This is a genomic window from Gilliamella sp. BG7 (assembly GCF_046635565.1).
In the GTDB taxonomy this organism is placed as follows: Bacteria; Pseudomonadota; Gammaproteobacteria; order Enterobacterales; family Orbaceae; genus Gilliamella; species Gilliamella apicola_P.
The window spans coordinates 299,431-310,308 of record NZ_JBIDFB010000001.1 but is presented as its reverse complement, the minus strand read 5'-3'; the positions used below and the strand labels follow the sequence as shown (position 1 = coordinate 310,308).

Genomic DNA, 10,878 nt, shown 5'->3' with positions numbered 1-10,878 from the left:
CAAGTTCGCTGATAGAAAGGTGTGCATTAGATAACGCATAATCCACTGATTGTTGTTTGAATTCGATACTAAATTTTCTGACCATGATATTTGTCTCCTATGATTTGTATTTATATTATAGAGGCGAATTGTGTCCACTTTTTTGGCGAGGATCAATGTTAGAGGGCATGCCAATATGGCATGCTTTTTTTCGATATTAACATCTCATAAAATTTTAATTTATTTTCGTATTTAACAATTCAATATTTTGTTAATCCATTATTACTTAATCAAAAATCATTAAGCTTAAGTCATTAACTTTTATTAATAGCAAATTTTAAGATTATTATTAGATTCTTAAAATATTGCTTGCCATAAAACCAAAAATAAATAAAAATACATAAAAAGTGAATAAGTATTCAATTTGAGGTGGTTGTGAAAATGAAAGAACGTACAACTGAGTTAGTTGATGGCTTAAGACATTCAGTACCTTATATTAATGCACATCATGGTAAAACATTTGTAATTTTGCTCACAGGCGCAGTGTTAAAAAGTAATACTTATTCAAGTATTATCAGTGATATTGGTTTACTTTATAGTCTTGGTATTAAACTTGTTATTGTTAATGGTGCTCGCAATCAGATTGATGAATCTTTAAAAAATCATAATATCACACCTAAATATTATAAAAATACGCGTATTACCGATGCAACAACACTAGACATCATTAAACAAGTTACAGGTTCATTACAACTCAATATTACCGCAAGTTTATCAATGAGTTTAAATAATACTCCATTACAAGGAGCTCATATCAGTGTTGTAAGTGGTAATTTTGTGATTGCACAACCTTTAGGGGTAGATGATGGGATTGATTATTGTCATACAGGTAAAATCCGTCGTATAAACAACGAGGCTATAGCTGAACAACTAGATCGTGGCTCAATTGTGTTACTAGGCCCTGTTGGCGTTTCGGTTACTGGTGAAAGTTTCAATTTAGCGTCTGAGGATGTTGCAACCGAAGTTGCTATTCGCTTAAAAGCGGATAAATTAATCAGTTTTTGCGCTGAACAAGGAGTACTAGATGAAAACGGTCGTGTTATTACCGACCTTTATCCTGTTGATGCGAATAATTATGTCAACAAAAAAGAGCAGCAAGGTAAACTTTTATCTAGTGAAGCACGTTTTTTACGTGCAGCATCTAAAGCATGCCGTAGTGGGGTCAGACGAAGCCATTTGGTAAGTTATTTGGTTGATGGCTCAATTTTGCAAGAATTATTTTCGCGTGATGGGATTGGAACACAAGTAGCGATGGAACATTCTGAACAAGTGCGTTTAGCAACTATTAACGATATTGGAGGAATTCTAGAACTCATACGCCCACTTGAAGAACAAGGTATTTTGGTTAAACGTTCACGTGAACAGTTAGAAATGGAGATCGATAAATTTACCATTATTGAACGTGATAATATGACAATTGGTTGTGCAGCGCTTTATCCATATCCTGAAGAAAAAATGGGAGAAATGGCCTGTGTAGCTATTCATCCTGATTATCGCAATTCATCTCGAGGAGATGACTTAATTGAAAAGTTAACAGAAAAAGCGATCCAGCTAGGACTCGAAAAAATATTTGTTTTAACTACACGTAGTATTCATTGGTTTAGAGAAAAAGGTTTTAACCCTGCAGAAGTTGATGATTTACCGATTAAAAAGAAAAAACTTTATAATTATCAAAGGAATTCTAAAATTTTAATGCTTGATATTATTTAGATTTTTATAAGATTAAGTCTGATAGATGGTAATATTGTTTTCTAGTAACGAATATTATTTGCTAATCTTTTTGTTGAAAAATTAGTTAATTAATTGAGTGGCCATTTCATCACTAATAACTAATATATCAATATAATTCGCATTTAATGCCGCTTTTAAACTATTGATTTTTTCGGAGTCACCACTTGCGCATATTTTTAATGGAATTTTTTTTAGATTATCTAAAGTTACTCCAATAATTTGATTACAAAATGGTGTTTTTAATTCTGTTCCTTTATTATCGAAAAAGCGAGATAGAATATCACCTACAATTTTTTTATTAGCAATTGCTTGAAATAATTCTCCATAAAAACCATACCAAATAGAACTTTTGGAGATAGCAGGGCAACCGATGCTAAAAAGCGCTACGGTAATCTTATTCCAACAATCCTTTAATTCTTTCATATGCTGAGTTTTTTCAATTTCTAATTTCAATTGTTCAGTATCAACAATAGCAGGGTAATCAATAAGTATAGCTTGACTGTTTAATTTGTTGGAAAGTTTATATGCAATATTATTGACATGATATTTTGTTTCAATTTTTCCTGATGGCCCACCAATCATCGGTACGATAATTGTATTATTAAAATGAGTATTATCATTTTTTAAACTACTAACAATATAATTAATTGTGCGCCCCCATGAAATACCAATGATATCGTCATCATGAATATTTTTAATTAATACATTTGCAGCGACATTGCAGACAATTTGATTTTTGCTGTCATTATCGATATTTTGATTAACAGGTACAACAATAACTTGTTTTAAATTAAATTTATTAAGAATTTTTTCTTCTAATGCAATATTGGGCAGTAAATCATAATTAATTGATATAGAAACAATGCCTAATTCTCGTATTACTTTTAACATTCGACTAATACTTGATCTATGTATATGTACGATTTTGGCTATTTCAGACTGAGTTTTATTTTCTTCATAATAGAGTTGAGCAATTTTTATTAATAATTTATGTTGCTCAAAATCATAGTTACCAAAGTTATTATTGATCATGGTTATATTATCTTATTATTCATGGTTTTTAAAAAATCACTATTTATTCAAAGAATATCAAGATGTCATTTATGATAATTTACCATTATGGCATCTTGATTGTTATTAAAGTATATCAAAAAAATAAGATTCAATATCAGGAAAATCATTTAATACTAAATCTTCGGCTTCTTTTGACCAAATACCATGACTTTTATTTAATATTTTCTTTAGTGCTACATCATCAGCACTATTCGTTAGATATTCTAAACTTTTGAGTTCAAATCGCTTGTGAGTATAGACCAATTTTTTCCCTCCTTTAATTTTATCTTGAATTTGAGTTATTTTACTGGCTTGATCTATGCCCATTATATGTGAAACAATTTTAGCAACATCAATCTTACCTGACTCAATTAATTTAACAGCTGAAAGCATGTCATTTGTATTTCCTCCAGATGTTCCAACAATATGAGTAAAATTATAATGTACATCATAAAAATTAATTTTTGCTTCAAAATCTTTGTTTTGAGGTCCTGCAAAGAAATTAAGGCAACCGTCAAATGCTAATAATTGTGATGCTATATGAATTAGCTTATTTGATGGTAAAAAGACAAAGATATCATCAAAACTATTTTTTGAAGATTTGCTTTTTAATAGAGATAGTTGATCTACGCTATCAGATATATCAACAAATTCAAGTTCGACTTCATTGCGTGATTGATATAATGTTTCCAGATACGCTATTTTTCCTTTATTTCTTCCAGTGACAACTACTTTATGGGGCCTGATTGGCCCATTTAAAGCATAGTCTATTGCAAGCATCCCCATAGGACCTGTTCCTCCTAATATGAGCAAATTCCCGTTGGGCTTTATTCCCATAACATGATCATAACTATTTTGTTTTAAATGATAGTTAGCTTTAAAAGCACCAATAACACAGGATAAAGGTTCAATTAAAGCACCTTCAAAATAAGTTTTTCCATTATAAGGAATCAAACAATCTTGTTTTAATACGTCGTGATTAACTATCATGTAGGTTGCACATCCTCCCGTATTCGGATAAGAGTAACCAACACAATAAGGGCTATTAGGAAGTTGTAAGTTTGCTTGTATGACATATTTTTGCCCTTCTTTAAATTTATGTTGCCAATTTTTACCTACTTGTAAAATATCACCACAGCACTCATGCCCAATAATGATTGGATTATTTTTTAGGTCTGGAGGTGTTTTTTTATGGTTTTCTCCTTGATTTACTAGCTTTAATGAAGACATGCACATACTGTCAACAATGACAGATACTAATACCTCATCGTCAGTGATCAGTGGAAGTTCAAAAGATTCTAATTGAAGATCATTTTCCCCATATAATCTAACGGCTTGAGTTTTCATATATTCCTCTTTAATAAATTAAATTCGATTCAAATTTATACTCAATATTGCTTACCCTGTTATACTGATAGTTGTAAGAAGAAATATTTATAACAAATTGTTTTGATGCTTTTTGTTTTAAGCTAGAATACCTAACCCATAACCAATAATACCTACAGCAAATAAAGCAAAAATTAAGATAATTGGGCTAACTTTTTTTATGAGTAATTTCATCATTAACAATGTTAAACCCAACGGGAGTAAACCAGGTACGAGATCGTTGAGTATACCTTGTACTGTCATAATGATTTCATTACCATTTGTATCGGTAGTTTTAGATACAACTAAAGGAACATTTATTGAAGTCCATTTGGTCACTAGTACACCCATAATAAATAGGCCAAGAATAGAAGCACCTTCTGTCAGTTTGGGTAAAAGATTACCCGAAAGATCTTTAACAACACCTATTCCTTTTGATAATCCATAGGTTAAACCATACCATTTCATGGCAAGTCTGACTAAATTAAACAAAATAAAAAATAATAATGGACCTGCAATATTACCTGTGAGAGCTAAAGATGCACCAAGTGCCGCAGTGATAGGGCGCAATGTTCCCCATACAAGAGGATCGCCTACTCCAGCTAAAGGACCCATTAATCCAATTTTGAGGCTATTAATTGCTCCATCATTAATTGGTGCGCCATTTGCTTTTGCTTCTTCCATCGCTATGATGACACCAAGCACAGGGCCACACATTGCTGGGGTTGTGTTGAAAAAGGATAAATGTCTTTTTAACGCTTGGCGCTGTTCATCTTTTGTATTATATACTCGTCTGATTGTTGGAATCATATCTACACAAAAAGCAAGTGCATGGATACGTTCATAATTAAAAGAAGCTTGTTGAAAATTAGAACGAATAAATGTGCTAATCACATCTTTTTTTTGAACGGTTTTTAACATCTCTTTCATAATAAAATTCCTATAATTAATCATCTAACTCATCATCAGTGATTATTTGATTGGTATTTGCTGTCGGATTTATAAATTTGTCATTGTTTTTTATTACATTAAACTTTGGATTTAATTGAACATAAATAATGGCAAAAATAACCCCTAAAATACCAAATGAAAGTAAACTAAAATTTAAATATCCACCTAATACAAAACCCAAATAGAAAAATGGTGCTAAATATTTAACAATCATCATGTTTAATACCATTGCATAACCAACTACAACGATAAATCCACCAGCTACTGAAAGACCACCAGTGACAATATCTGGTAACATATTTAATAAAGATTGTACGGTGTTTGCGTCAACGTAAATTGCAACAAGTGTAGCAGGGATAGAGACTCTTAATGCTTGTACGAAAAGCGCACTAAAATGAAGTAACTCGATTTTTCGAAATTGAACCTTTTCTGCTGCTTTATCGGCTTCATGCTGAAATATAACTGTAATAGTTCTTGCAAAAACAGTTAATATTTGTCCTGCTGCTGCAACAGGAAGAGCTATAGCTATTCCTGTTTGGATATCTTGCCTTCCGACAACAACTAATATAGTTGAAATTACGCTAGCCAATGCTGAATCTGGAGATTGGGCTGCCCCTATATTCATCCAACCCAATGCTATGAGCTCAAGTGTACCGCCTAAAATGATACCTGTTTTTACATCACCTAATATTAGGCCTACTATGGTACATGCAATTAATGGACGATGTGTTTGAAATTCATCAAGTACACTTCCCATCCCTGCGATGCACGAGAAAATAAAAATGAACATGATTTGGAGTATTGAAATATCCATGTTTCCCTCCTGCTAATTATTATGTTAGTTAGTATGGATAACCCAGCTAAAGAATTTTAATAAAATCAATATCAGGATCGGTAATAACCACTTTTAAACATAAGTTGATGCCCATCTCATGCAATTTTTTAAATGCAGATATATCATTTTCATCAACAGAAACGGCTTTGGTAATTTGTTTTTTTCCCTCTTTAAACGACATACCTCCAATATTAACCTCTTTAATGAGAACACCTGCATTGACTAATCGTAAAACATCGGTTGGATTTGTAAAAAGATAAAAAACAGTGTCATTTTCGTATTTAGGATTTTTGTAGACTGCAGCGGCCTTATTAATACTTATCACTGAAACTTTAATTCCTGGTGGAGCCGCTTGTTTAACTAGTGTTGAACGTATTTCATCATTAGCAACTTCATCACTGACTATGATAATTCTTTCAGCTTTGGCTTCTTTTGTCCAAACGGTAGTAACTTGACCATGAATCAATCTATCATCAATACGAACTAAATTTATGATCATTTATAAGTCCTCCTTTGTAGGTTCATTTTTAGATAACGATTTGAAAGATTTAATAAAATTTAACTCAGTTTTGTTTAATTGTTCAAATACGTTTTCAATATTGATAACAGAGAAATCAAGATTTAATAGCTCTAAGCAAAGTGGTAGAGATAATCCAGTAATTACTTCGATATTACCTAATTGCATTGCTAGAATGGTGGCTGCGTTATAAGGGCTACCTGAAAATATATCAGTGATAATGATGAACTGTTTTGATTCTGATTGGTTAATAATTTTTAAATATTTGTCTTTTAGACTATCAACACTATCCCCTAGTTCAAAAGTTATGGTATGTAAATTAGGGTATAGTCCTGCAATCATCTCAATGCTATTTTTCATTTCATATGCAATTCTTCCGTGTCCAGCCAAAATAATATTCATTCAACACCTCTCACAAATTCTCTTTATTAGTCACAAATGTTTATTTAAATTTACATTCACATATTCTCAAAGTAAATCACTAGTGTGAATAATTGTGATGTAGATTGGATTTTTTGTGAAAATGAGCGGAAAGATGTTCTTTATTTTTAAAAGGGATCGTGATCTATTGTCAAGAATTTTACTATTTAAAGAAAACTTGGTATTAAAAAATATATAATTAATATGTTTTGGTTATGATCAAAGTGATTAGTAAATTTAAGCTTGTAAAATTTGCATTGTAAATGTTTTTTTTAAATAAAACCCACGTGGTCTAGTTAAAATAATATTACCATTTTCACCAATTGCTTCCGTAAGAGCCTGTCCATTAGCAGCCTTAGGTCTAATTTGTAAATAAGTACCATATCGAGCGGTAATTTTTTCAACATGCCCTAGCGCTATCATATCCATTAACTCTTCCCAGTCTTGTTTGAGCTGCTGTTCTTGTTCTTGAGTTGGTGTCCACATAATAGGTTTTCCAACTTTTCTATCTGCGAGATGAATAGTTCTTTCTCCTTCTATCGGAATCCAAAGTACTTTTGCAAGTTTATATCTGACATGGCTTGTCTCCCAAATAACGCCATGATTAGCCATTAATGGTGTGACACTAACGAAGGTTGTCTCAAGTGGTTTACCGTGTTTATCCACAGGAATAGTTTTAAGCTCTATACCAAGATTAGCAAAATCTTGCTCAGCTTTACTACCAGCATTTGCTCCTAAAAAAGTTTCAATAAGATTGCCTACCCAACCCTTTTGTTTATTTAGATTATTCGGTATAGGTATGTTTAAGTATTGTGCTATCTCGCCAAAAGTATAACCTGCTGCTAACTGAGCTCGTTGCAATAATTCTTGTTCACTATTAGGAAAAAATATAGGCATGGCAAAAATAGTTAACTTACTTGTTAAGAAAACACAGTCAATTATATTGACTGTGAATCTTAAAATAAAGAGTTATTAGCTTAACTTTTCAACCCAACTTGCATAGCTATTAATAATAAGGGCTAAGAATTCTTTAATTTTTTCAGTAATATTACCACTTTCATCAAAAGCAGAAGCTACATTACCAATATAAGCTTCAGGCTGTTGTAATGTCGGCATATCAAGAAATACTAATGATTGACGAAGTTGATGGTTAGCGCCAAATCCACCAATTGCACCTTGTGAAACGGAAACAATTGCAGCGGCTTTTTTAGACCAAACGCTCTTACCATAAGGACGAGAACCAACATCTATTGCATTTTTGATAACAGCAGGAACTCCACGATTATATTCTGGTGTCACAAAAATAACACCCTGACAATCGGCTATTTCTTTGCGGAAACGAGTATAAGAGGCAGGAGGGGTATCATTATCAATATCTTCATTATATAAAGGTAAATCGCCAATTTGAATAATTTGTAATGAAAGTGATGGTGGTGCGATTTTTTGAAAAATTTTTGCTACTTTTAAGTTATAAGAGTCTTTGCGCAAACTCCCTACCAGTACAGCAATTTTTTTACTCATCTTAAATCTCCACTTATTTTTAATAAGAGGTATTTTTAATACCTCTTAAATAATAGTACATTGTTAATGTCCTGATGAGTCGACTTTTCGGCCTGCTTCAAATAAAAACCATGCACGTTGTTCTGTTTGATCGATCCACTCTTCAATTAGACTGGCAGTAGCGGTGTCATTGTATTTATCACAAATATCATGGGCAACACGCATACGTTCTGTTAGTTTTACATTATCTTGGCATAGTTCGGCGAGCATATCTGATGGCTCAACAAAGCCTGCATCATTATCAGAAATACTTTGTAATTTTGCAATATGACCAATTGAGCGTAGAGTTGTACCGCCTAGCTTACGGACTCGTTCAGCAATTGGATCTGTCATTGCAAATAGCTCTTCACCTTGATCATCTAGCATTAAGTGGTAATCACGAAAATGAGGACCACTAACATGCCAATGAAAATTCTTAGTTTTTAAATATAAAGCAAATACATCTGCTAAAACAGAATTCATTGCGCCAGAAATATCTTCTGATGCTTTTTGACCAAGATCAGTAGGAAACAAAATAGCTGATTGTTGTAGTTTTTTAGCAGAAGTCGTACTTTTAGCCATGATATATTCTCCTTCAAATTGAATAATAAATACCCGTATTCACAAAATTACGCCAACTTAATGTCAATGTCCAATAAAAAACGTTAATTTTTTACTATCATTGCTATTTCAGTAACCTATGGTTTTTCTTATTTCTTTCTTTTTTATATTTATTTGAAACAATAACTTTTAAAATAAAAGAAAATATTTCAAAATGTGATTTAGTTAAAAGTTTTTATGTTTCAAAGTTGATAGCATTAATACAAGATTTAACTCAATAGGAGACAATATGATTGATGCTATTTCATTTGGTGCTGAATGGTTTATTGGTTTATTCCAAGAAGGTGGCAAGGTATTTGTGGGTATGGTAACGAATATATTACCATTATTAATTTCATTACTCGTTGTGATGAACGCAGTAATTAAATTTATTGGGCAAGAACGTATTGAACGTTTAGCACAAGCTTGTGCGGGCAATCCTATTTCTCGATATCTATTATTACCACTTATTGGAACTTTCGTGTTTTGTAATCCAATGACATTAAGCCTAGGTCGTTTTATGCCAGAGTTTTACAAACCAAGCTACTACGCAGCTTCATCTTACAGTTGCCATTCAATGAATGGACTCTTTCCACACGTTAACCCTGGTGAACTTTTTGTTTATTTGGGAATAGCGGCCGGTTTAACTACCCTAAATTTACCTTTAGGCCCTCTTGCTGTGAGTTATTTCCTTGTCGGTTTAGGTGCTAACTTCTTTAGGGGTTGGATTACTGACTTTTGTACTGCCATTTTTGAAAGAAAAATGGGCATCAAGTTAGAAAGAAAAGTTCATCTATAATAAAAATAAGGAATATAAAAAAATGGCAAAATTTATCTACATTGAAAAAGGCGAAGCAGGTTGGGGTGGACCTTTGGAGCTTCCAGTTATTGCTGGTAAAAAAATTGTTTATATTGCAGCAGGTACTCGTCCAGCCATAGTTGACACTTTAGTTGATCTAACAGGCTGGGAAGCTATTGATGGTTTTAAAGATGGCGAGCCGCCTAAAGAAAAAATTGGTGTTGCTGTGATTGATTGTGGAGGAACATTACGCTGCGGAATTTATCCCAAAAATCGTATACCAACTATCAATATTCATGCCACAGGTAAATCAGGCCCTCTGGCTCAATATATTGTTGAAGATATTTATGTTTCAGCAGTAAAACCTCACAACATCAAACTCATTGAAAAAAAAGGCGATGTAATAAGCGAACCGGCGGTAAACGATAGATCGCCTGAATTTAAAGATTATGACAGCAGCAAAAAAATTACTGAACAAAGCGATGGTTTGTTAGCAAGAATTGGTATCGGTATGGGGTCTGGTGTTGCTGTTTTCTTCCAAGCGGGTCGAGATACAATTGACACTGTACTGAAAACAATACTTCCTTTTATGGCGTTTGTATCGGCACTAATTGGTATCATCATTGCATCTGGATTGGGTAACTTTATTGCGCATAGGCTAGTACCACTGGCAAACAATCCGCTTGGATTGGTTATCTTAGCCTTAATTTGTTCATTTCCATTACTTTCCCCATTCTTAGGCCCTGGTGCGGTTATTGCTCAAGTTATTGGGACATTAGTTGGTGTTCAAATTGGACTTGGTAATATTCCACCACATTTAGCATTACCAGCATTATTTGCCATTAATGCACAAGCGGCATGCGACTTTATTCCAGTTGGTTTATCACTTGCTGAAGCTAAACAAGATACAGTGCGAGTAGGGGTACCATCGGTGTTAGTTAGCCGCTTTTTAACCGGTGCACCAACAGTATTAGTTGCATGGGCGGTATCGTTATTTATCTATCAATAGATTGTCTAAAAAATGGCATG

General features: G+C 32.9%; 12 protein-coding genes. 3 read left to right on the top strand and 9 right to left on the bottom strand.

Annotated elements, in window-relative coordinates:
• The first annotated feature begins 420 nt into the window (after positions 1–420).
• Positions 421–1,749 (top strand): amino-acid N-acetyltransferase, encoded by a 1,329-nt coding sequence (gene argA / locus ACGH49_RS01395; RefSeq protein WP_411587958.1) that lies wholly within the window; start codon positions 421–423, stop codon positions 1,747–1,749.
• A gap of 81 nt (positions 1,750–1,830) precedes the next feature.
• On the opposite strand, the gene ACGH49_RS01390 is transcribed toward argA, so the two are convergent.
• From ACGH49_RS01390 to ACGH49_RS01350, 9 genes are all read right to left on the bottom strand, one after another.
• Positions 1,831–2,802: a sugar-binding transcriptional regulator gene (locus ACGH49_RS01390; RefSeq protein ID WP_296207346.1), complete on the bottom strand. Its 972-nt coding sequence runs from the start codon at positions 2,800–2,802 to the stop codon at positions 1,831–1,833.
• A 105-nt stretch (positions 2,803–2,907) separates the two neighbouring features.
• Positions 2,908–4,170, bottom strand: coding sequence for an alcohol dehydrogenase catalytic domain-containing protein (locus ACGH49_RS01385; RefSeq protein WP_296207343.1), 1,263 nt, complete (start codon positions 4,168–4,170; stop codon positions 2,908–2,910).
• Positions 4,171–4,287: 117 nt separating this feature from the next.
• Complete coding sequence (locus ACGH49_RS01380; protein ID WP_411587957.1) at positions 4,288–5,118, bottom strand: mannose/fructose/sorbose PTS transporter subunit IID; 831 nt, start codon at positions 5,116–5,118, stop codon at positions 4,288–4,290.
• Between the two features lie 16 nt (positions 5,119–5,134).
• Positions 5,135–5,953 (bottom strand): PTS mannose/fructose/sorbose transporter subunit IIC, encoded by an 819-nt coding sequence (locus ACGH49_RS01375; protein WP_296207339.1) that lies wholly within the window; start codon positions 5,951–5,953, stop codon positions 5,135–5,137.
• Between the two features lie 46 nt (positions 5,954–5,999).
• Positions 6,000–6,473 carry a mannose/fructose/sorbose PTS transporter subunit IIB gene (locus ACGH49_RS01370; protein ID WP_296207338.1) on the bottom strand — a complete coding sequence of 158 codons (474 nt, stop codon included), beginning with the start codon at positions 6,471–6,473 and terminating at the stop codon, positions 6,000–6,002.
• Positions 6,474–6,893: a PTS sugar transporter subunit IIA gene (locus tag ACGH49_RS01365; protein WP_411587956.1), complete on the bottom strand. Its 420-nt coding sequence runs from the start codon at positions 6,891–6,893 to the stop codon at positions 6,474–6,476.
• 255 nt (positions 6,894–7,148) lie between these two features.
• Positions 7,149–7,808: a DNA mismatch repair endonuclease MutH gene (gene mutH / locus ACGH49_RS01360; protein WP_411587955.1), complete on the bottom strand. Its 660-nt coding sequence runs from the start codon at positions 7,806–7,808 to the stop codon at positions 7,149–7,151.
• Between the two features lie 75 nt (positions 7,809–7,883).
• On the bottom strand, positions 7,884–8,432 hold the full coding sequence (locus ACGH49_RS01355) for an NADPH-dependent FMN reductase (RefSeq protein ID WP_411587954.1): 549 nt from the start codon (positions 8,430–8,432) through the stop codon (positions 7,884–7,886).
• Positions 8,433–8,495: 63 nt separating this feature from the next.
• Entirely contained in the window at positions 8,496–9,032 is a 537-nt protein-coding gene (locus ACGH49_RS01350) for a Dps family protein (RefSeq protein WP_296207331.1), read from the bottom strand.
• A 268-nt stretch (positions 9,033–9,300) separates the two neighbouring features.
• Between ACGH49_RS01350 and srlA the strand changes: the two genes are divergently transcribed.
• The gene (srlA, locus tag ACGH49_RS01345; protein ID WP_065605643.1) at positions 9,301–9,849 is read left to right on the top strand and encodes a glucitol/sorbitol-specific PTS transporter subunit IIC; all 549 of its coding nucleotides are present in this window, start codon (positions 9,301–9,303) and stop codon (positions 9,847–9,849) included.
• A gap of 22 nt (positions 9,850–9,871) precedes the next feature.
• Positions 9,872–10,858, top strand: coding sequence for a PTS glucitol/sorbitol transporter subunit IIB (locus ACGH49_RS01340; protein ID WP_411587953.1), 987 nt, complete (start codon positions 9,872–9,874; stop codon positions 10,856–10,858).
• Positions 10,859–10,878: the final 20 nt, after the last annotated feature.

Bases quoted from the DNA above. Each gene is read 5' to 3' on its own strand.
- ACGH49_RS01385 (WP_296207343.1), bottom strand. From the start codon at position 4,170: ATGAAAACTCAAGCCGTTAGATTATATGGGGAAAATGATCTTCAATTA.
- ACGH49_RS01350 (WP_296207331.1), bottom strand. From the start codon at position 9,032: ATGGCTAAAAGTACGACTTCTGCTAAAAAACTACAACAATCAGCTATT.
- mutH (WP_411587955.1), bottom strand. From the start codon at position 7,808: ATGCCTATATTTTTTCCTAATAGTGAACAAGAATTATTGCAACGAGCT.
- srlA (WP_065605643.1), top strand. From the start codon at position 9,301: ATGATTGATGCTATTTCATTTGGTGCTGAATGGTTTATTGGTTTATTC.
- ACGH49_RS01380 (WP_411587957.1), bottom strand. From the start codon at position 5,118: ATGAAAGAGATGTTAAAAACCGTTCAAAAAAAAGATGTGATTAGCACA.
- argA (WP_411587958.1), top strand. From the start codon at position 421: ATGAAAGAACGTACAACTGAGTTAGTTGATGGCTTAAGACATTCAGTA.
- ACGH49_RS01340 (WP_411587953.1), top strand. From the start codon at position 9,872: ATGGCAAAATTTATCTACATTGAAAAAGGCGAAGCAGGTTGGGGTGGA.
- ACGH49_RS01365 (WP_411587956.1), bottom strand. From the start codon at position 6,893: ATGAATATTATTTTGGCTGGACACGGAAGAATTGCATATGAAATGAAA.
- ACGH49_RS01370 (WP_296207338.1), bottom strand. From the start codon at position 6,473: ATGATCATAAATTTAGTTCGTATTGATGATAGATTGATTCATGGTCAA.
- ACGH49_RS01390 (WP_296207346.1), bottom strand. From the start codon at position 2,802: ATGATCAATAATAACTTTGGTAACTATGATTTTGAGCAACATAAATTA.
- ACGH49_RS01355 (WP_411587954.1), bottom strand. From the start codon at position 8,432: ATGAGTAAAAAAATTGCTGTACTGGTAGGGAGTTTGCGCAAAGACTCT.
- ACGH49_RS01375 (WP_296207339.1), bottom strand. From the start codon at position 5,953: ATGGATATTTCAATACTCCAAATCATGTTCATTTTTATTTTCTCGTGC.